This window comes from Arthrobacter cupressi (genome assembly GCF_900099975.1).
GTDB classification, from domain to species: domain Bacteria; phylum Actinomycetota; class Actinomycetes; order Actinomycetales; family Micrococcaceae; genus Arthrobacter; species Arthrobacter cupressi.
In genome coordinates this window covers 20,041-38,422 of sequence record NZ_FNEI01000013.1, presented here as the reverse complement: position 1 = coordinate 38,422, position 18,382 = coordinate 20,041, and the positions used below count along the sequence as shown (strand labels likewise).

Sequence of the window (18,382 nt, the reverse complement as noted above, 5' to 3'; positions counted from 1 at the left end):
ATTGGGCGGCGTGGCGGTCACCGGCAAGTGGTCGGTGCGCATGCCCGCCGCCGGTGCCCTCAAGGGCAGCAGTTCCGGCCAAGTGACCGTCCGGGTGGTGGCGCCGGCGCCGAAGCCGACGTCGGCCCGGCCCGCGAGCACGTGGAACTGCCCGGCGTGGGCGCCGATCAAGGGCAACGCACCGAGCGGGATCTACCACCTCCCGGGCCAGCGGTATTACACCCGGACAACTCCGGAAGTCTGCTTCGCCACCGAGCGTGCGGCACAACAGGCGGGCTACCGGAAAGCCAAGGTCTGAGGCGAAGGGTCAAAGATCTACCAGATCCGCCGGCGGCCGCCGCTGACAACAGCGGCGGTCCAAGGATTGGGTTACCACAAGTAGGCACTCACTTGGCTCAGCTCAGCCAATGAAATCGGCAAGGTCTGTGCAGAAATCACGGTTCTCTGTGTCCGAACGGCCGGTATCGGTAATTACGCGCACAAACTCGAGGAACTGGTCGTCGTTAGGGTCCGAGGGCGTTCCACCGTTATCAATTAGGACCTCGCCTTTGAATATCCCCGAGTCCATAAACAGGCGTGTGCCGTCCGGACCGTAGGACTTCTGGACGCCGGACGCGGAAAAGATGATGGTGAACGTACCGTCTCCGTTGTCGATGATGCGTTGATCCTTCTCGGTGGCGACCATTGTTTGGTGGAAGGTTTTGCCGTTGAGAGTGTTGGTGTAGTCGTCTGCCCGCTGGAAGGTAGCCAATGCGTACGGGAGGCCGTCACCGCGCTGGACCAGCAGGAAATTCCCCCGGGCGTCCCAACTGTGAAGCACTGGGAAGTCAACGATCCCGGCACAGAACTCCGGGAACACCTCCTGCTCGATGACCGTTCTCGACTCGGAAAAATGCTCATGCACTATAGGTTGTGCCGATGCAGGAGCGGCCGAGCCGACGGCGAGGCCGATTGCCGAGACGGCTGCCCCGGCAGCGAAAACTGGCTTGTGCTTCATGCGTTCCTCCTCATTTGGTGGCTCGCGGGCGTGAGCCACGGCTGTGGCTTTGTTTTGCTCCGAGAGGTGTGCCGGGCGGTCGAGTGACCGGTAGGTCCGGCTGAGGGAAATCCGTTGAAGGGTGTGCAGGGGCAGCCTGCGGCATGTCGGGATGTTGCGCTTCCGGAGCTGGCAGCAAGGCCGCTCCCGTGCCGTTCACCGGTACTCCTCCACATCACAAAGTGTGTCTGGAGACCGTCAGACGCCGATTTTCCCTTGCTTGAAAAAAGTACTCCCAGGGGGTCCTTCACACCAGAGTGTTAGGCATGCGGAAGCCCTGAAAAAAGTGGTCCCGCGGCCCGGTCAGCGGCTGCGAATCCCGGCCCGCGGGAACCCCGGCCTGACCCTACAAAATGTCTGCGCCCGGTGGGATCCTCAAGCATGGCTAGCAAGCGTCGTAAATCCATTCGTGCGACCGCAGGCGGTGCCGCCGGGTGTGGCCCTTTCGGCATCTTCCTTTTCTTCGGCCTGATTTGGCTTCTCGTCCAGTACTGGTGGGTTCTCGTGGTCGCGGGCGTTGTGGTCGCGATGATCGTGGCACTGGTCAAATCCGCGAAAACCCCGAGACCTCTGGCCACCCCGCGGCCACCGGCCCCGGTCCAGGCGCCCGAGCCCAAGCCGGTTCGGAAGCCCAAGCCAGCTCGGACACCCGAACCGATCCCCCTGGCCGGTGACGAACTTGCGGCGCACATGCGCGCTCTCAAGCACGCAAGTCGCGTGCGGGCGATGCAGGATTGGGACTACGAGTGGATCCTGCTGGCTTTCCCGGGAAAAAGCAGCCGTGAAATCAGTGAGATTGCCAATGCCCATTTCGCCAGGGGACGATCGATTGGCGTCAACTACGGTGACCCGTCCGTCCCGTCGTTCAAGACCCCCAAGCCCGGGCAGCGCTCACCCTAGCGCTATGCCGCCGAAGTGCTTAGGAGTTCCTTCAGGCAGCTCTCGTAGCCGGCCATGATGTCGTTGAAGTGTTGCAGTTGCAGACCGCCGCCGGCGGCGGCCGCCTCCCAGGGGTCGGACATGTCCTGGTCGAGGGAGCACAGCAGTGGTTCGCGGACGACGCCGGCCCGCTCCAGTGTGGCGATCGCCCACGGATGGGCCGGGCGGGCGACGCGGATGCCGGCCGCCGCCAGCGGTTCGGCAAGAAGGTTGCGGGTTACCACCCGCCAGCTCGCCAGATACGGTTCGGACAGCTGTTCGACCAGGTCGCTGTCCTTGCTGTCGTAGGCACGCCACAGGTCATCGGTGAGTGCGTCCCATTCTTCCTCCGGTCGGACCAGCAGATGGGCGGCCCTTACCTGCGCGGTGAGTGCGTTCAGCACGGTGGGTCTCCTTCGTTCAGCTCCCGGAATCCTTGGTCCGCTTCTTTTGGGGCCGCAGTCAGCCTTCGCACTCCACGCAGTAGGAGAGGCCGTCCTTTTCCCTGGCGATCTGGGAACGGTGGCGCACCAGGAAGCAGGAGTTGCACACGAATTCGTCGTTGCCCTGAGGAATGACCTGAACGATGAGTTCCTCTGCAACGATCTCACCGCCGGGGCCGCCGGCGTCGAGTCCGTCTGTTTCGTCCAGCTCCAGCACGACGCTCTTGGCGGTCGGTGCGCCGGCTGTTTGCAGTGCTTGCAGGGACTGTTCCTGCGACTCCTTCACGTCGGAGCGAAGTTCGTCGTAATCAGCTGCCAACTCTCAAAGCCTCACTTTTTCTCAAGGGTGAATCCAGGAAGGAACAACGTACAGGGTGCCCAAGGAATTCCCTAAAGGGTCGGCCCTGCTTTTGCCGGACGGGCCACGGGCGACGACCGTTCCCTGCGGACGGGCTTGGCGGCACCCAAACCCGTGATCCGGACAAAGCAAAAGGCCCCGGTTCCCTTGTAAACAAAGGGAACCGGGGCCTTTTCATGTGGCGGTGACGGTGGGATTTGAACCCACGTTGGCTGTTACACCAAACAACATTTCGAGTGTTGCACCTTCGGCCGCTCGGACACGTCACCAACTGGTCTAGGGTACCGGAGGTGGCGGCAGTTCCCCAAAACGGCCCCTGTGTACGGACGCCGAAGGAGGGAGGACGGCCGCGGAAGAACCCGCGCACCGCCGAAGGCGGTCCTTCCCATGCCCTCCGCCCACGGCTAGATTCATGAGCAGGATGACAGCTCCCAAGAACCGCAACGAAGCGGCAGACCACAACCATGCCACCGCCTATTGGACCGTGGGCCGGGGCAAGGGCGAGCTCCGCGAAGAGGAGTTGCCGGAGCCCAAGGCCAACGAGGCCCTCGTGCGAACCCTCTACTCGGGCATCAGCAAGGGCACGGAACTCCTGGTCCACGGGGGCCACGTCCCGGAAAGCGTCGCCGGAACCATGCGTGCCCCGCACCAGGAAGGCGACTTCCCCTCGCCGGTGAAATACGGGTACCTCTCGGTCGGCGTCGTGGAGGAAGGACCTGCGGACTGGCAGGGCAAAAAGGTCTTCTGCCTCCACCCGCACCAGGACCGCTACGTGGTGCCGCTCGCTGACCTCACGCAAATTCCCGACGGCGTCCCGCCCCGCCGCGCGGTCCTCACCGGCATGGTGGAGACGGCGCTCAACGCGCTCTGGGAAGCCGGGCCGCGGCTGGGAGACCGGGTCGCCGTCGTCGGGGGAGGGCTCTTGGGCGGCACCCTGGCAACGCTCCTGCGGAAGTTCCCGCTGCAGCGCCTGGAACTGGTGGATGTGGACCCGGCCAAGGAGAAAACGGCCAAGGCGCTGAAGATCGGCTTCGCGCAGCCGGGCGCTGCCCAAAATGACTGCGACATCGTCTTCCACTGCTCGGCCACCTCCGAAGGCCTGCGGCGCAGCCTGCAACTGGCCGGCGACGAAGCCCGCGTCATTGAACTCTCCTGGTTCGGAGATTCACCGGTGAGCGTCCCGCTCGGCGAGCACTTCCACGCCCGGCGCCTCTCGATCACGGCCAGCCAAGTGGGCGTGGTGGCCCGCGCCCGCCGCCACCGGCGCAGCACCGCCGAACGCCTCGACCTCGCGGTGCAGCTCCTGGAGGACCCCGCCTTCGACCTCTTCCTCAGCCCGGACACGAGCTTCACCGAACTGCCGCGCACCATGGAAGCGCTCTCCAAAGACAGCGGCGGGAACTCCTGCCACGTGGTCCGCTACCCGGAAGGATAAGTATGTTCAGCCTCACCGTCCGCCGCCATTTCATGATCGCCCACAGCCTCCCGCGGGAATCCTTCGGCCCGGCCCAGGGCCTGCACGGGGCCACCTTCGTGGCCGAGGTCAGCTTCCGTCGCGTGGAACTGAACCAGGACGCCGTCGTGATCGACATCGGCGCGGCAGGAGAACTGCTCCAACAGGTCCTGGACCAGCTGAACTACAAGAACCTGGACGAGCTCCCCGAGTTCGCCGGCCAGCTGACCACCACCGAGGTCCTCGCCCGGTACATCGCCGAACGGCTCGCGGAGAAACTGCCCGACGCCGCCGCAATAGCCGGGCTCGACGTCGTCCTCCGAGAAAACCCCGATGCCTGGGCCGGCTACTCGCTCGAGCTCCCGGGGCCCAGTCAGGTATGAGCGCCATCCGCTTTATCGTGCCCGGCAACATCGAGCACCGCTCCGGCGGAAACCTCTACAACGCCCGGCTGGTGGAGCAACTCGACGCCTTGGGCGTCCCCACCGAGGTGGTGATGCTCGACGGCGCGTGGCCGCCCGGGCGGCCCGAGGACCGGGAGTCCCTCGGATTGGCCCTCCGCGGCCCGGAGCCGGCGATCGTCGACGGGCTCATCTCTGCCGGTGCTCCGGCAGAGATCGCCGCGGCGGTGGAGGCCGGGACGCCCGTCTGGATTCTCTCCCATATGGCCTTCACCGACCACGCCGCGCTTGAAGCGCGGTCCCTGGCCGCCGCCAGAGGGGTGATCTGCACCAGCGCCTTTGCCGCGGCGAAGCTCAAGGAACTGTACGGGCTGGAGCGGATCCACGTGGCGCTGCCCGGCACCCTGCCCGCGGAGCCGGCCGCCGGATCGCAGCCGCCGCATATCGTCTGTGTGGCGGCCCTGCTGCCGAACAAGAGCCAGCTGCTGCTCGTTGACGCACTGGCCCGGCTGGGCAGCTTCCCGTGGACGGCGGCACTCATCGGTTCGCCGGACGCGGACCCTGACTACGCCGCGGAAGTGCGGGCCGCCGTCGGGACCTCCGGACTGGCGGACCGAGTCAGCCTGACCGGCGAACTCCGCGGCGCCGCGCTCGAGGAACAATGGCACGCCGCGGACCTGAGCGTGCTGGTCTCGGCGCAGGAAAGCTTCGGCATGGCCGTGCCGGAATCGCTCGCCCGCGGGGTCCCGGTTATTGTGCGGCGAGGCACGGGAGCCGAGGAAGCGCTTGGGGCGGGCGGTGCCGGAGCGGCGGTGGACCTCGACGGCGGCCCGGCGGCCCTGGCGGAAACGCTCGCCGCCTGGCTCGGGGACACACAGCTGGCCGCCCGGTGGCGCGCTGCCGCGCTTGCCCAAAGGAAAACCCTCCCGGACTGGAAGAGCACCGCCCAGAGTGTCCTCGCCGCGATCCGGTCCTAGGGGTGCGCTACTCCACTTCGAAGCCGGAGAATTCCCCGGTGGCCCGTCCCAGCGACGCCTGCACGCGGTCCACCCGGCCCGGGGCCTTGTCCGAGCGCAGCCAGGCGAGCAGCGCCTCGGCGTCCTCGGGGGTGCCCTCGGCCACCACGAACACCGAGCCGTCCCAGCGGTTCACGGCCTCGCCGGTCAGTCCAAGGCGGCGGGCCTCGGCCATGGTCCGGAAGCGGAAACCGACGCCCTGCACGCGTCCCGTGACGGTCGCCGTGAGCCGGACCTGCTCCTCCGTCATGCCGCCCCCGAACCGTACGGCCGGGTGATCGCTTCGAGGAAGTGCCCGTCCGGGTCCTTGAAGTACACGCCCCGGCCGCCGTCGTTGTGGTTAATCTGCTGCGGCCGGGTCCGGCCGGGGTCGGCCCAGTATGGGATTTCCTCTGCCGCGATCCGGGCGAGGATGCCGTTGAAGTCGTCCTCGGAGACCAGGAAGGCGTAGTGCTGCGGGGCGATCTCACCACCGGCTGTGGCGAAGTCGAAGGCCACGCCGTGCTCCAGTGAAACCGTCATGAAGGACCACATGGCCGTGGGCGCCGGCAGGCCCAGGATCCGGGCGAGGAATTCCGCCGAGAGGTGCTTGTCCCGGGCATAGACGATGGTGTGGTTGAACTCGACGGCCATGGGGGACCTCCTTGGATCCATCCGGACAGGTCCATCTGACTGCCCCGTCGCGGCAAAAGCAAGGGGTGCCGCCGGGGTGCTGGCCGGCCTAGCCGAGCGGCACCTGCGGCATCGGCCGGGCGGCGATCGCGGCGAGGTCCCGCGCCGCTCCGGCCGGCGGGGTGTTCCCGGAGAGCCACGCCGCGCTGAGGCTGCGCCGCATATCCAGCCCTCGCACGGGCACGGCCACGAGCCGGCGCAGGGTGACATCGTCACGGACGGCAAGCGCGCTGAGCACGGCAGGAGCGGTCCCGGCGGCGACGGCGGAACGGACGGCCGCCGTCGTCGGCAGCTCCACGAGGGGAGCCGCCTGCTCCCCGATGCCGGCCGCCGCCAGCAGGTGTTCGAGCGCGTCCCGCGTGCCGCTGCCGTGCTCGCGGGTGACCAGCCCGACGCCGGCCAGTTCGGCCGCGGTGACCGGCGCCTTCCGCCGGGCCCAGGGGTGTCCGGGGGAGACCACCAGGACCAGGTCGTCTTCCTGCACGACGGCGGTGCTCAGCCCGGCGGGCAGTTGCGGGCTTTCGATGAAGGCGATGTCGGCGTCGCCGGAGCGGACCCGCACGGCGGCCGTTTCGCTGTTGGAGACGGCCAGTTCCACCACCGTGGGGATGAGGCCCAGGGACTCCTGCTGCCGGCGCAGGGCCACCAGCCAGTGCGGGAGCAGGTGCTCGGCGATGGTCTGGCTCGCGGCGACGTGCAGTTGGCGGACTGCGTCGGAGCGGAGTGAGGCGATGCCGGCGTCGAGGCGTTCGGCCGCGGCGAGGACATCGGCGGCCCAGCCGGCCACGAGTTCGCCGGCCTCGGTGAGGGAGGAGCCGCGGGGCGTGCGTGTCAGCAGCGCGGCGCCGATCCGGGACTCCAGCGAGCGCATCCGCGAGGACACCGCCTGTTGGGAGAGGCCGAGCCTCTTTCCGGCGGCGGACAGGCTGCCGAGCTCGTCCACCGCGGCGAGCATCTCCAGCGCGGACAGGTCGGGGATGCGGGAGCTGAGCACGGGTTCTCCTGGTATCGCACTGGTTCGCGCGTCGGCGGGCGGGTTGGGGGTACAAGTCCGGCTTGTACCCTGACAAGTGTATGCCCCCTACTTGGATGCATGCGGGCACGGAAGCATGGATGGCATGGGAATTCTGATGCTCGGCGAGGCGCGTCCACCTAAGGTCTTAGGCCGCCGTCGGGTGTTGCGCGGCCTGGAACGGCCGTCCGAGCTGTTCGCGAACCTCGGCCCGAACTGGTTCGCCACCATCATGGGCACCGGCGTCATCGCCACCGCGGGCGCCACCCTGCCGACGCAGTTTCCGGCCCTGCACGCCGTGGCCACGCTGTTCTGGGCCGCGGCTTCGCTCCTACTGATCCTGCTGGCCGCGTCCACGCTGGTGCACTGGATCCGGCACCGGGACACGGCCCGCTCCCACCACCGCCACCCGGTGATGGCGCACTTCTACGGCGCCCCGCCCATGGCGCTGCTGACGGTCGGCGCCGGCACCCTGCTGTTGGGCAAGGACGTGCTGGGGGAGCGCCTGGCCCTGGGGATCGACGCCGTGCTCTGGGCGCTCGGGACCCTCCTTGGCCTGGCGAGTGCCTTCGCCGTGCCATACCTGCAGTTCACGCGCCACCAGGTCACTGCAGCGGATGCCTTCGGGGGCTGGCTGATGCCAGTGGTGCCGCCCATGGTTTCGGCCTCCACGGGTGCACTGCTGTTGCCCTACCTGCCTGCAGGCGACACACGGACCGGCATGCTCATGGCCTGCTACGCCATGTTCGGCCTCAGCCTGCTGGCCTCGCTGCTCATCATTCCGCTGGTATGGCAGCGCCTGGCGGTGCACAAGAACCTCGCCGCGGCCGCGGTGCCGACTCTCTGGATCGTGCTCGGTCCGCTGGGCCAGTCCATCACGGCGGCCAACCTGCTGGGCGCCAACGCCCGCTTCGCGGTGTCCGGAACGCTGCTTCATGCCCTCGAGGCCTTCGGCGTGCTGTACGGCGTCCCGGTGCTGGGCTTCGCGCTCCTCTGGGCTGCCCTGGCTGCCGCGATCACCCTGCGCACCGCCCGCAGCGGCCTGCCCTTCAGCCTCGCCTGGTGGTCGTTCACCTTCCCCGTGGGCACCTGCGTCACCGGCCTCAGCGGGCTCGCCGCGCACACCGGACTGGGCGCGTTCAAGGCGATGGCCGCCGTCGCGTATGTCCTGCTGGTGGGTGCCTGGCTGGTAGTGGCGGTGCGGACGTTCCGGGGGAGCGTGCTCGAGGGGACCCTGTTCGAGGGCACCGGGGCTGTACCGGCGGCCGCCGCCTCGACTGCGGACGCCTAAGCAGCTGCGCCCACGCCGCTATGTCCGGTGCGCCGCGAAGAAGTCCCGCAGCAGCGCCGCGCACTCGGCTTCCCGGACTCCCGGGTAGACCTCCACCCAGTGGTTGAGCCGGCGCTCGCGGAGGATGTCGAACACGGAGCCGGCAGCCCCGGCCTTTTCGTCCCAGGCCCCGAACACCACGCGGGGAATCCGGGCCAGCACGATTGCCCCGGCGCACATGGCGCACGGCTCCAGGGTGACCACCAAGGTGCAGTCCTCCAGGCGCCAGCCGTCCCCGCCCTCGCCCAGTTCCAGGGCATGGCGCTGCAGGGCGGCGGCCGCCTCGCGGATCGCCACGATCTCGGCGTGCGCGGTGGGGTCCCCGTGCGCCTCGCGTTCGTTGCGCCCGGCACCCAGCACGCCGCCGTCGGGCCCCAGAACGACGGCGCCGATCGGCACGTCTTCGGTGTCCAGCGCGCGCCGCGCCTCGTCCAGGGCAAGGCCCATCCAGGCCGCGTGTTCGGCGTGATACGGCTCGGGGATGCTCATGGCTTCAATGATAGTTTTGGACCCATGCGCACACTCGTCGTGGACCACCCGCTCGTTGCCCACAAGCTCACCGTTCTGCGGGACAAGAACACCCCTTCACCGGTCTTCCGCCAGCTCACCGAAGAACTCGTCACCCTGCTGGCCTACGAGGCCACCCGCGAGGTCCGCACGGAGCCCGTGGACATTGAAACGCCGGTCACCAGGACCACAGGCACCGCATTCACCAAGCCCACCCCGCTGGTGGTTCCGATCCTGCGCGCGGGCCTGGGCATGCTCGAAGGCATGACCAAGCTGGTGCCCACCGCGGAGGTCGGCTTCCTGGGCATGGCCCGCGACGAGGAAACCCTGGACATCATCACCTACGCCGAGCGCCTGCCCGAGGACCTCACCGGCCGGCAGATCTTCGTGCTCGACCCCATGCTCGCCACCGGCGGCACCCTGCGCGAGGCCATCAAGTTCCTCTTCAAGCGCGGGGCCTCGGACGTCACCTGCATCTGCCTGCTCGCCGCCCCGGAGGGCCTGGCCAAGCTGGAGGAAGAGCTCTCCGAAGCGAACGTCAAGGTGGTACTGGCTTCCATCGACGAGAAGCTCAACGACAAGGCCTACATCGTTCCCGGCCTCGGCGACGCCGGCGACCGCCTCTACGGCGTGGCCGGCTAGCGAAGCCCGAAAAATCCCTGCCCTGCGGAACATTCACCGCCGAACGGGGCAGGGATTCTTCCGTTAACCCGGGAATTGCCGCGCCGAAGCCCCCTATCGTTTTTCCGGGGGCCCCACTAGCCTGTGGCGCATGGACTGGAAACTGGAACTTGTATTTGTCCCTGTGTCCGATGTGGACCGCGCCAAGGATTTCTACGTCAACAAAGTCGGCTTCAACGCCGATTTCGACGAACGACCCATGGACGGCCTCCGGTTCGTCCAGTTGACTCCGCCGGGCTCTGCTTGTTCCATCGCGATCGGCGAGGGCCTCAGCGAAGCCCCCGCCGGATCGGCCCCGAGCCTGCAGATCGTGGTCAGCGACATCCAGGCCGCCCACGACCAGCTCAAGAACAACGGTGTCGATGTCAGCGAGATCGACATCCAGCCCTGGGGACATTTCGTGTACTTCGCCGACCCGGACGGCAACAAGTGGGCGGTGCAGTACATCCCGCAGCGGCCGAACGGCTGACCCCGGCGAACCACTGACACATACGGCTTCCGCTTGGGCGGACGGCATTCCGGCGGGCAGGATGGACCCATGAGCCTGCCCGCCTCCGCCGAGACAAGCCAAAAAACCAACACCGCCGCTAACGCGATGACGTTCTCCGTCCGCGCTGTCTTGTTCGACATGGACGGCACCCTGGTGGATTCGACGGCGGTCGTTGAAAAGGTATGGGGCGAGTTTGCAGGCCGCTACGGCCTGGACTACGCGGAAATCCTGCGGACCGCGCACGGAGTGCAGGCCAGGGATACTGTGCGCCGTTTCGCCCCGGAAGGGGCCGACGTCGAGGCCCTCACCGCAGAGCTCGGCCAGATGGAGCGCACCAGGACCGAAGGCGTCGTGGCGCTGCCCGGGGCGGAGGCGTTCCTGCGCGCCCTGCCGGCGGACGCCGTCGCGCTGGTCACCTCGGCGGACCGGATGCTCGCGGAGATCCGCATGCGGGCGGCCGGCCTGGAGATGCCGGCGACGGCGGTCACCGCCGAGTCCGTCACGCGCGGCAAGCCGCACCCGGAGGGTTACCTGACGGCGGCCGCCCTGCTCGGCGCCGACCCGGCAGACGTTGTGGTCTTCGAAGACGCCGGGGCCGGGATCGCCGCGGCGCGGGCCGCCGGGATGCGCACCGTGGTGGTGGGCGACGGCGGCGGCCAGGCCGCGGAGGGACTGCCGCGCATCAAGGACTACTCGGCAGTCACCGTCACCCTCGACGCCGACGGCAGCCTGCGGATCCAACTCACTTAGGACCCCGGCTCGTATACGCTGGCCCGGCTGCCCCTCGAAGGCGGACTCCATCCCTCGGGAAACCTGCTGGGCCGCATCCGAACGAGTCCTCGCTCCTGGTACGCACGCACTGCGCCTATTGCAAAGGGTGTCAAGCCCGGCAACAAGTTACAGCTGTGATCCCTCAGATGCGGGCCCTCCCCATGCCGTCGTTTTCGAGACGACGCCGATCGCGTTCGCCCTCCGAGGCATCGTTCCCGGTATGGAGCTCGCGTCCGTTGCTCAGCCTGGCATCGGCGCTGCGATCTGGCTCCATGCCACTGACGCCCAGGCGATTCACAACGCCCTCGCCGCGGGCGGCCACACGATCGTCACGGCTCCGATCGACGGTCCATTTGGTCGTACGTTCACCTTTGCCGATCCCGATGGCTATCACATCACGCTCCACGACCGGAGCTAAGGCGCAGAACGCCGCCCGGCTGGGGTCCACGAATGGAAGTACCCCACGCGGCGCCCGCCGGATCGTCACCGGAACACAAGGACGGCCCGTCCCGGTAGGGACGGGCCGTCAAGGCCTGGGGTCATGTCGAATTGCCATTGTGGCTGCTTCGACAGCTTGCCCCTTTTGAGGCGGAGACTAATGCGGAAACCTTCAGATCGGCGTTTCTTCCAACGCTACGTTCTCTCCGGCGCCTGCATAGTTGGCGTTCTCGGCTGTACTCGGGCGTCGCCGTTTCAGGGCAAAGTAGAGGACCGCGATACCTAGGGCGAAGGGAAGGCCGAAGACAAGTGTCATCCGGAAGGCGTCCACGAAGAGCGTCGTGACCATCACGGCCACCATGAGGCCCGCGCCGATCCAGGACGCCGCAGGGTAGAAGGGCAGCCGGTAGGACAGTGCCTCGCCCTGGCGTTTGGTCACCCTGCGGAAAGCAAGGTGCGTCACGAAGATCAGGAACCAGGTGGCCATGGCGCCGAACATCGACAAAGCCATCATGAACGTGAAGCCGGATTCCGGGTTCAGGGCATAGACGCAAGCCGCCACCGCGATGCCACCGGTGCACAGGATCAACGCGTTTAGCGGGGCGCCGTTTCTGTTGAGCCTGCCGAACACCGCCGGCGCCTGCCCGGCCCGTGACAGGCTGAACATCATGCGGGTGGAGATGTACAGCTGTGAGTTCATGGCCGACAGGGCGGCGATGATCACCACCGCATTGATCAGGGAGTCCGCGAAGGGGATGCCGATGACCTGCATGACCGTGACGAACGGACTGTCGCCTGCGAGGATCTGGCCTACGGGCGCGATAGCCAGAATCAGGGCCAGGGTGAGGATATAGAAAAGGAACAGCCGGAACACCGTCACCTTGAAGGCTTTCTTGACGGCGGTTGCCGGGTCCTTCGCCTCGCCGGCGGCAACAGCGATCATTTCCACGGAGAGATAGCTGAAGATCGCGACGATGACAGCGAACCACATGCCGGAGATGCCGTTGGGGAAGAGGCCGCCGCCGGCTGTGTAGTTCTGGACGCCGTAGTTCGGGTTGCGGCTGCCGAACACCAGATAGGCGGCGAGCAGTATGAAAGCCAGGATGGCGAAGACTTTGACGCTGGAAAAGGCGTATTCCAGAGCGCCGAAGGCCTTGACGTTGAACATGTTGACGGCGATCAGGACGCCCGAGAACAGCAGGACCCAGAGCAGCGGCGGTACTCCAGGGAACCACAGTTTCATGTAGTCCCCAATGGCCAGCACCTCGGTTCCAACCGCGAGCACGATGCAGGACCAGTAGAGGTACTTCACGAGGAAGCCCGCCAGTGGGGATATGTAGTGTTCGGCGAAAGCGCCGAAGGAGCCTGTGGTCGAATGTGCCACGGTCATCTCTGCGAGTGCGCCCATCAGCATGACGGCGATCAGCCCGCCGATCGCGTAGCTCAACAGCACGCTGGGTCCGGCGAAGGAGATCGCAAATTTGCTTCCGAGGAAGAGCCCGGTGCCGATCGCTCCACCCAAGGCGATCATCGTGAGCTGGGGACTGCTCAGTTCACGTTTGAGCCCGTGCTCGCGGTTCTTGATCTGATCGAAGCTGTGTGACAACGCTGTCTCCTTTAGTTCGGCTTCGGAAGCTTCGAAGCCAGCGCCGGGAACTCGGAACGGCCCTCGCGCCTGACCTCTCTGCGCAGTGAGCATATTTGACGATCGCAATTAAGTCGACATATGAGACGTTGCCACCCGTCACCTACAGTTTGGGTGGCCTCTGGCCTACCGCCGAAGGCAAGACAAGGACCGCAGCATCACGGATGATGTCTGCGGTCCTTGGGAATCTTGCGGACTCTGTGCGGACTGCCGGGGAAGCACCCCAACAATCACGAGGGAAAGTCCGGCTCAGTACCAGTTGTTGGCGTAGTGGAAGGACAGCGCTGCGGACGGCGATCCGTAGCGTTCCTTGATGTACTTCAGGCCCCAGCGGATCTGGGTCTTGTAGTTGGTCTGCCAGTCGGCGCCTTCGGAGGCCATCTTCTCGGCCGGCAGGGACTGCACGATGCCGTACGCGCCGCTGGAGGCGTTGGTGGCCGTGGTGGTCCAGTCCGATTCCTTCGTCCACAGGATCCGCAGCGAATCCATCTCGCCCGGACCCCAGCCGAAGGAGGAGAGCAGGCTTGCCGCGTAGGCCTGGGCACCGGCGGGGTCGTTTACCGCGACCGGCTTTGCCGGGGCGGCGGGCTTGGCCGGGGCCACCTTCGCTGCCTGTGGGGCAACAGCTGCCTTGGGGGCGGGCTTGGCGGCAGGCTTCGCAGCGGCGGACGGCTTGGCAGCAGGGGTTGAAGCCGTGGCACTCGGGCTTGCGGTGGCACCTGCTTCGGCCGGGGTCGAGTTGGCGGCCCGGCTGGCGTCGAACGCCTGGTTGGTGGCCTGTCCGGCGGCGCCGGCACCCAGGACGAGGGCCAACACGCCGGCAGTGACGGCGAGGCGCTGGCTGGTGCTGCGCAGGGCAGCGGCTTTCTTCAGAACGGTGCGCGGAGCAGAAACCTCCGCACGACGGCGCCCATGCAGGCGCGACAGATCCTTGGCAGGAGACATGGTGGTTACCTCTCAACGCCTGCGGAGTTAGCTGTCGGGTTCGGATGAGGTCATCCGGCCGCACCAGTGAAAGATTCTGGTCTGCGGCTTCACCCCAAGGACCGGTTCGTGAACGCGAAGCGGTCCGGAGACTCTGGGTCCCCCGTCTCTGCCTGGGTGTTGGGGCGCCGGGGAGTGGCAGAGCTCGGCGTCTGCCCGGCGGTGGCCTGAACTATCCGGCGCACCCTTTCGACGGTACAGGAGCCTGGCGCTTAAGTCACATTTAGGTAACGGACATCACGACGGCGGTGAGTCTCCTTGCGGAGATGCGCTCCGCCGTCGCGTCTTCAGCCTTCTTTCAGGGAATCGGCAGCCGCACCGCGAATTCGGTCCGCCCGGGGCGGGAACTGACCTCCACGGAACCACCGTGCGCCTGCACGATCGATTCAACGATCGACAGGCCAAGACCGGAGCTGCCTTCGGTGCCGGCGCGTGCGGCGTCGGCCCGGGCAAAGCGGGAAAAGATCCGGTCCTGGAAGCCCGGCGGGATGCCGCCGCCGTCGTCGGTCACGGTGATCACGGCGGTGCCGTCGGCCGAGCGCATCACCCCGGTGGTCACGGTGGTTCCGCCGGCGGTGTGCTTGCGGGCGTTGGAGAGCAGGTTGGCCAGGACCTGGTGCAGCTGGGAAGCATCGCCGCGGACCGTGATGGGTTCGTCCGGGAGTTCCAGCTGCCAGATGTGCCCCGGGGCCATGACCTTCTCGTCGCTGACGGTTTCGACCACGAGCTGGGTGAGGTCCACATCGCCGAACTCCGCCGGCTTGCCTTCGTCGAGGCGCGCCAGCAGCAGCAGGTCCTCCACGAGGGCCGTCATCCGTTCGGACTGGCTCTGCACCCGGCTTAGGGACTTGCGGCCGTCCTCGCTGAAGTCCTCGGTCATGCGCAGCAGCTCGGTATAGCCGCGGATGGCGGTCAGCGGAGTGCGGAGTTCATGCGAGGCGTCGGCGACGAACTGGCGCACCTTGGTCTCACTCCGCTGCCGCGCTTCGAGGGCGTTGGAAACGTTGTCCAGCATGAGGTTCAAGGCGTGCCCCACGCTCCCCACCTCGGTACCCGGGTGTGCCGCGGTTTCCGGAACGCGCACCGCCAGGGCCACCTCGCCGGCGTCGAGCGGAAGCCGCGAAACCTTGGTGGCCACCTCGGACAGCTGTTCCAACGGGCGCATGGTCCGCCTGATCACCACTGTCCCGGCAAGGCCGATCAGCACCAGGCCGCCCAGGGACACCAGCACCATGGTCCACACCAGCGAGGCCTCGGTGCCCTGTTTGGCAGCGAGTGGAAGGCCGGTGGCGATGATGTCGCCATACGGGGTCTCCGTCGCCACCAGTCGGTAATCGCCGTTGGACAGGCTGCGGTCCACGTGCGCGCCGTTTCGGGGCAGGCTCAGGAGCACTTGCTCGTCGGCGTCCGAGAGATCGGCCCGGACGCCGTCGGCGTCGATGAAACCGGAACTGCTGACCGTCGAACCGAAGATCCGGGCGTTGAGCGTCCCGGCACCCTGTCCGCGCGCCTCGAGCGGGTCCGGCCGTCCGCTGGGACCTCCCGACGGCGGCCTGCCGAACTCGGTGGCCCGGTGCGCCGCCTGCGACAGCTGTTCGTCCAACTGCTTGGTCAGGAAAAGGTCCATGGAGGCGTAACTGACGATCCCGACGGCGCCGCAGATCGCCACGAGCAACGCCATCGAGACCAGGATTAGCCGGGTGCGCAGATGCCAGGTGGAAGGGTTCAGCCAGCGGCGGCCGGACGGCCGTGTAGCTCCAGAAAGATTGGACATGCCTGTCCTAGTCGGCGGGCTTGATGACGTAGCCCGCGCCGCGCACTGTGTGGATCATCGGCGGGTGCTCGGCGTCGATCTTTTTCCGCAGGTAGGAAATGTACAGTTCCACGATGTTGGCCTGCCCGCCGAAGTCATAGTCCCAGACGCGGTCCAGGATCTGGGCTTTGCTGATGACCCGCTTCGGGTTCTCCATGAGGTAGCGCAGCAGCTCGAACTGGGTGGCGGTAAGCGCGATGTCCTGGCCGCCCCGGGTCACTTCGCGGGTATCGACATTCAGTGTCAGGTCGCCCACCACCAGTTCCGCAGTGTCCATGGCGGCCACGCCCGAGCGCTGGACCAGGCGGTGCAGGCGCAGCAGCACTTCCTCCATGCTGAAGGGCTTGGTGACGTAGTCGTCCCCGCCGGCGGCCAGCCCGGTGATGCGGTCCTTGACGTCGTCCTTCGCGGTGAGGAAGAGAGCCGGAACCTCCGGCGCGAAGGCGCGGATCCTGCCCAACAGTTCCACCCCGTCGAACCCTGGAATCATGACATCGAGCACCAGCACATCCGGGCGGAAGTCCTTGGCGAGCTTGACCGCGGCCGGGCCGTCGCCGGCCACCTCGACGGACCAGCCGGCCATGCGCAGGCCCATGCTCATGAGTTCGGCGAGGCTGGGTTCGTCGTCAACCACGAGGGCGCGGATGGGGGAACCGTCCGGATGGGTGAGGTGCGGAAGGTTGTTGGTGCTCGAGTGCGGGGATGCCATGGGACAAGCCTCCGATCTGGCCGTTTGCCGCAGCTATGCGCTTCCTGTGAACGCCCTGTGAGTCCTAAGCCTAAAGGGCAGGCACCGCGAAGCCGCGGTTTCCGCCTCTCCTTTTACACCTGTCCCGCCAGCCACCGCAGCACCTCCAGACACTCGCGGAAAGGCACCTTCGGGGCTTTTAGCAGAGGTTTCCGGGAAAATTTTCCGGACGGGGCCGAATCCCGATTGGACAAGAGATGTTTCATATCTTGAGATTCAGCCAGGCGCCGAGAATGCGCCACAGGATTCCAAATAGGGCAGCTTGTTCGAAGAATATTCGATTATTGCGCCTAGGGGTGGGATTGTGACGAAGCGAAACCGGTCACATTTGGACATTCTGAAATTGTGATTTGGCACACAATAGTCCGGAGCGTCTCAGGATGTGGACGGATCGGCGCTTTGTTACTTGCAAGTTCCCTTTATTACGTTGCACACTTCAAATGTGAACAAGAACTCAACAGCATCTGCAGCCGCAGCAATCGGAACCAGCGCACCCGCTGGCATCGCGATGAGCTGTTGTCGAATGCACGCCTAACTTCCGACCCCAACAAGTTCCAGGCATTCGTCCCTTGCCCAGCGTCGGGCGCCTTTCCCCAACTCATTGCGGGGACCGTACAAGCATTCGAAGCCGCGATGACGGCCATTCACATTTGAGGTAAGTACTCCCATGTCAGTTGCATCCGGATACGTCCACATCTCCGTCCGAAACGCCAACAAGGCGGCCTCCAACGCCGGCCTGCGCCCCGGCCTGGGCGGTCGCCCCGGCTACGCCCAGCCCGGCCCCGCCGGTGCCGGCCAGGCTCCCGGGTACGTCCCCCAGGGCTACAACCCCAACTCCTACGGACAGCTCCGTGCGGTTCCGGCCAACGAGTCGGCCCCCCTGACTGCTCCCACCCCGGTCCTCGCACCCGCCGAGCGTTCCATCCGCCCCGTCCCCGGCGATAACGTTGCCCGCGGCTTCGTGCTCTACATGGGCATTGACGAAGATACCGCTGCGGCCGCAGGGACTTCCATTGCCAAGCTTGCCCAGGAAATCCGGGCCTACGCCCAGTCCCTGGTGACCGGCGCCGAGAGCTACGCCGCCGTCGCGGTCGCCCCGTCCAGCGCCCCGGGTTCCGCGCTCGACGTCGTTCGTTCCACCTTCGGTGATCCTACCGTCGGCAACCGCCAGCGTTCCGAGGCCGTCCGCCCGCAGCCGCAGCAGGAAGCCCGCCCCTCCGGTGTGCTGATCGACCTCGCCCGCCGCGAAGTGCACCTCGACGGCGAATCCCTGAACCTGACCTTCAAGGAATTCGAGCTCCTGAACTACCTGGTCGAGAACGGCACCCGTACGGTGGGCCGCGATGAACTGCTCGAGGGACTGTGGCGCAACGCCGAGGAAGTGCCCAACGAGCGCACCATCGACGTCCACATCCGCCGCCTCCGCTCCAAGCTCGGCCGCCTCGCCAACACCGTCCGCACGGTCCGCGGCCAGGGCTACCGTTTCTACGAGCACCCCGAGGTCATCGTCTGGGCCGCTCCGGAATACTCGATCTAGCCTTGGCAATGCGCGACGGCGCCCGTTTCCTTTCTGGGGGCGGGCGCTTTCGCTTTCGCGGCATTTCGCCGTGCCTTAGACACCTCCTTCGTTCCTCAGTCGGCGATGCGGCACTACGCGAAACACCGC

The 18,382-nt window shown here is 66.7% G+C and carries 21 protein-coding genes, 1 tRNA gene, 1 pseudogene and 1 riboswitch; of the genes and pseudogenes, 11 read left to right on the top strand and 12 right to left on the bottom strand.

The window, feature by feature from the left end; translation table 11 throughout:
• Positions 1-10: 10 nt before the first annotated feature.
• Positions 11-298, top strand: coding sequence for a sunset domain-containing protein (locus BLP88_RS19040; RefSeq protein ID WP_217635153.1), 288 nt, complete (start codon positions 11-13; stop codon positions 296-298).
• A gap of 102 nt (positions 299-400) precedes the next feature.
• On the opposite strand, the gene BLP88_RS14450 is transcribed toward BLP88_RS19040, so the two are convergent.
• Positions 401-997: a hypothetical protein gene (locus tag BLP88_RS14450; protein WP_074590288.1), complete on the bottom strand. Its 597-nt coding sequence runs from the start codon at positions 995-997 to the stop codon at positions 401-403.
• A gap of 420 nt (positions 998-1,417) precedes the next feature.
• Here BLP88_RS14450 and BLP88_RS14445 point away from each other — a divergent pair, with 420 nt between their 5' ends.
• On the top strand, positions 1,418-1,936 hold the full coding sequence (locus BLP88_RS14445; RefSeq protein ID WP_074590286.1) for a hypothetical protein: 519 nt from the start codon (positions 1,418-1,420) through the stop codon (positions 1,934-1,936).
• A gap of 2 nt (positions 1,937-1,938) precedes the next feature.
• On the opposite strand, the gene BLP88_RS14440 is transcribed toward BLP88_RS14445, so the two are convergent.
• The 3 genes from BLP88_RS14440 to BLP88_RS14430 all read right to left on the bottom strand — a co-directional run bounded on the left by BLP88_RS14440 (position 1,939) and on the right by BLP88_RS14430 (position 3,024).
• A complete protein-coding gene (locus BLP88_RS14440) occupies positions 1,939-2,358 on the bottom strand; it encodes a hypothetical protein (protein WP_074590284.1) in 420 nt (139 codons plus the stop codon).
• A 58-nt stretch (positions 2,359-2,416) separates the two neighbouring features.
• Entirely contained in the window at positions 2,417-2,716 is a 300-nt protein-coding gene (locus tag BLP88_RS14435) for a DUF4193 domain-containing protein (RefSeq protein ID WP_074590282.1), read from the bottom strand.
• A gap of 218 nt (positions 2,717-2,934) precedes the next feature.
• Positions 2,935-3,024 (bottom strand) — tRNA-Ser (locus tag BLP88_RS14430).
• A gap of 143 nt (positions 3,025-3,167) precedes the next feature.
• Here BLP88_RS14430 and BLP88_RS14425 point away from each other — a divergent pair.
• The 3 genes from BLP88_RS14425 to BLP88_RS14415 are packed head-to-tail and all read left to right on the top strand — an operon-like array spanning position 3,168 to position 5,586.
• Complete coding sequence (locus BLP88_RS14425) at positions 3,168-4,190, top strand: zinc-dependent alcohol dehydrogenase (RefSeq protein ID WP_245679879.1); 1,023 nt, start codon at positions 3,168-3,170, stop codon at positions 4,188-4,190.
• 2 nt (positions 4,191-4,192) lie between these two features.
• Positions 4,193-4,591: a 6-pyruvoyl trahydropterin synthase family protein gene (locus BLP88_RS14420; protein WP_074590278.1), complete on the top strand. Its 399-nt coding sequence runs from the start codon at positions 4,193-4,195 to the stop codon at positions 4,589-4,591.
• Entirely contained in the window at positions 4,588-5,586 is a 999-nt protein-coding gene (locus BLP88_RS14415) for a glycosyltransferase family 4 protein (RefSeq protein WP_084111250.1), read from the top strand. Before BLP88_RS14420 ends, BLP88_RS14415 begins: the two co-directional genes overlap by 4 nt.
• Before the next feature lie 7 nt (positions 5,587-5,593).
• On the opposite strand, the gene BLP88_RS14410 is transcribed toward BLP88_RS14415, so the two are convergent.
• The 3 genes from BLP88_RS14410 to BLP88_RS14400 form a co-directional block, all read right to left on the bottom strand.
• Positions 5,594-5,875: an acylphosphatase gene (locus tag BLP88_RS14410; RefSeq protein ID WP_074590276.1), complete on the bottom strand. Its 282-nt coding sequence runs from the start codon at positions 5,873-5,875 to the stop codon at positions 5,594-5,596.
• Positions 5,872-6,258, bottom strand: a complete 387-nt coding sequence (locus BLP88_RS14405; protein ID WP_074590274.1) for a VOC family protein — start codon at positions 6,256-6,258, stop codon at positions 5,872-5,874. Before BLP88_RS14405 ends, BLP88_RS14410 begins: the two co-directional genes overlap by 4 nt.
• Before the next feature lie 88 nt (positions 6,259-6,346).
• The gene (locus BLP88_RS14400) at positions 6,347-7,291 is read right to left on the bottom strand and encodes a LysR family transcriptional regulator (RefSeq protein WP_139163405.1); all 945 of its coding nucleotides are present in this window, start codon (positions 7,289-7,291) and stop codon (positions 6,347-6,349) included.
• Positions 7,292-7,415: 124 nt separating this feature from the next.
• Between BLP88_RS14400 and BLP88_RS14395 the strand changes: the two genes are divergently transcribed.
• Positions 7,416-8,600 (top strand): TDT family transporter, encoded by a 1,185-nt coding sequence (locus BLP88_RS14395; protein WP_074590401.1) that lies wholly within the window; start codon positions 7,416-7,418, stop codon positions 8,598-8,600.
• 18 nt (positions 8,601-8,618) lie between these two features.
• Here the strand turns inward: BLP88_RS14395 and tadA are convergent, their stop codons facing one another.
• Positions 8,619-9,128, bottom strand: a complete 510-nt coding sequence (tadA, locus tag BLP88_RS14390; RefSeq protein ID WP_074590273.1) for a tRNA adenosine(34) deaminase TadA — start codon at positions 9,126-9,128, stop codon at positions 8,619-8,621.
• Between the two features lie 24 nt (positions 9,129-9,152).
• Here tadA and upp point away from each other — a divergent pair, with 24 nt between their 5' ends.
• The 4 genes and pseudogenes from upp to BLP88_RS14370 all read left to right on the top strand — a co-directional run.
• Entirely contained in the window at positions 9,153-9,788 is a 636-nt protein-coding gene (gene upp / locus BLP88_RS14385; RefSeq protein WP_074590271.1) for a uracil phosphoribosyltransferase, read from the top strand.
• A gap of 130 nt (positions 9,789-9,918) precedes the next feature.
• Positions 9,919-10,296, top strand: a complete 378-nt coding sequence (locus tag BLP88_RS14380; RefSeq protein WP_074590269.1) for a VOC family protein — start codon at positions 9,919-9,921, stop codon at positions 10,294-10,296.
• Between the two features lie 69 nt (positions 10,297-10,365).
• Positions 10,366-11,067 (top strand): HAD-IA family hydrolase, encoded by a 702-nt coding sequence (locus BLP88_RS14375; protein ID WP_074590267.1) that lies wholly within the window; start codon positions 10,366-10,368, stop codon positions 11,065-11,067.
• Positions 11,068-11,230: 163 nt separating this feature from the next.
• Positions 11,231-11,506: pseudogene (locus BLP88_RS14370) on the top strand (VOC family protein); the annotation flags it as partial.
• A gap of 192 nt (positions 11,507-11,698) precedes the next feature.
• Here the strand turns inward: BLP88_RS14370 and BLP88_RS14365 are convergent.
• From BLP88_RS14365 to BLP88_RS14350, 4 genes are all read right to left on the bottom strand, one after another.
• A complete protein-coding gene (locus tag BLP88_RS14365; protein WP_245679878.1) occupies positions 11,699-13,132 on the bottom strand; it encodes an amino acid permease in 1,434 nt (477 codons plus the stop codon).
• Between the two features lie 288 nt (positions 13,133-13,420).
• Positions 13,421-14,116: an aggregation-promoting factor C-terminal-like domain-containing protein gene (locus BLP88_RS14360; protein ID WP_074590264.1), complete on the bottom strand. Its 696-nt coding sequence runs from the start codon at positions 14,114-14,116 to the stop codon at positions 13,421-13,423.
• A gap of 2 nt (positions 14,117-14,118) precedes the next feature.
• A riboswitch (cyclic di-AMP (ydaO/yuaA leader) is annotated at positions 14,119-14,293 on the bottom strand.
• A 160-nt stretch (positions 14,294-14,453) separates the two neighbouring features.
• Positions 14,454-15,929, bottom strand: coding sequence for a sensor histidine kinase (locus BLP88_RS14355; protein WP_074590263.1), 1,476 nt, complete (start codon positions 15,927-15,929; stop codon positions 14,454-14,456).
• A gap of 7 nt (positions 15,930-15,936) precedes the next feature.
• Positions 15,937-16,677, bottom strand: coding sequence for a response regulator transcription factor (locus tag BLP88_RS14350; RefSeq protein WP_074590261.1), 741 nt, complete (start codon positions 16,675-16,677; stop codon positions 15,937-15,939).
• A 706-nt stretch (positions 16,678-17,383) separates the two neighbouring features.
• Between BLP88_RS14350 and BLP88_RS14345 the strand changes: the two genes are divergently transcribed.
• Complete coding sequence (locus tag BLP88_RS14345) at positions 17,384-18,253, top strand: winged helix-turn-helix domain-containing protein (protein WP_074590259.1); 870 nt, start codon at positions 17,384-17,386, stop codon at positions 18,251-18,253.
• Positions 18,254-18,382: the final 129 nt, after the last annotated feature.

Coding starts and splice junctions, on each gene's coding strand:
- BLP88_RS14450 (WP_074590288.1), bottom strand. CDS start 997: ATGAAGCACAAGCCAGTTTTCGCTGCCGGGGCAGCCGTCTCGGCAATC.
- BLP88_RS14445 (WP_074590286.1), top strand. CDS start 1,418: ATGGCTAGCAAGCGTCGTAAATCCATTCGTGCGACCGCAGGCGGTGCC.
- BLP88_RS14425 (WP_245679879.1), top strand. CDS start 3,168: ATGAGCAGGATGACAGCTCCCAAGAACCGCAACGAAGCGGCAGACCAC.
- BLP88_RS14420 (WP_074590278.1), top strand. CDS start 4,193: ATGTTCAGCCTCACCGTCCGCCGCCATTTCATGATCGCCCACAGCCTC.
- BLP88_RS14415 (WP_084111250.1), top strand. CDS start 4,588: ATGAGCGCCATCCGCTTTATCGTGCCCGGCAACATCGAGCACCGCTCC.
- BLP88_RS14410 (WP_074590276.1), bottom strand. CDS start 5,875: ATGACGGAGGAGCAGGTCCGGCTCACGGCGACCGTCACGGGACGCGTG.
- BLP88_RS14405 (WP_074590274.1), bottom strand. CDS start 6,258: ATGGCCGTCGAGTTCAACCACACCATCGTCTATGCCCGGGACAAGCAC.
- BLP88_RS14395 (WP_074590401.1), top strand. CDS start 7,416: ATGGGAATTCTGATGCTCGGCGAGGCGCGTCCACCTAAGGTCTTAGGC.
- tadA (WP_074590273.1), bottom strand. CDS start 9,128: ATGAGCATCCCCGAGCCGTATCACGCCGAACACGCGGCCTGGATGGGC.
- upp (WP_074590271.1), top strand. CDS start 9,153: ATGCGCACACTCGTCGTGGACCACCCGCTCGTTGCCCACAAGCTCACC.
- BLP88_RS14380 (WP_074590269.1), top strand. CDS start 9,919: ATGGACTGGAAACTGGAACTTGTATTTGTCCCTGTGTCCGATGTGGAC.
- BLP88_RS14375 (WP_074590267.1), top strand. CDS start 10,366: ATGAGCCTGCCCGCCTCCGCCGAGACAAGCCAAAAAACCAACACCGCC.
- BLP88_RS14360 (WP_074590264.1), bottom strand. CDS start 14,116: ATGTCTCCTGCCAAGGATCTGTCGCGCCTGCATGGGCGCCGTCGTGCG.
- BLP88_RS14355 (WP_074590263.1), bottom strand. CDS start 15,929: ATGTCCAATCTTTCTGGAGCTACACGGCCGTCCGGCCGCCGCTGGCTG.
- BLP88_RS14350 (WP_074590261.1), bottom strand. CDS start 16,677: ATGGCATCCCCGCACTCGAGCACCAACAACCTTCCGCACCTCACCCAT.
- BLP88_RS14345 (WP_074590259.1), top strand. CDS start 17,384: ATGTCAGTTGCATCCGGATACGTCCACATCTCCGTCCGAAACGCCAAC.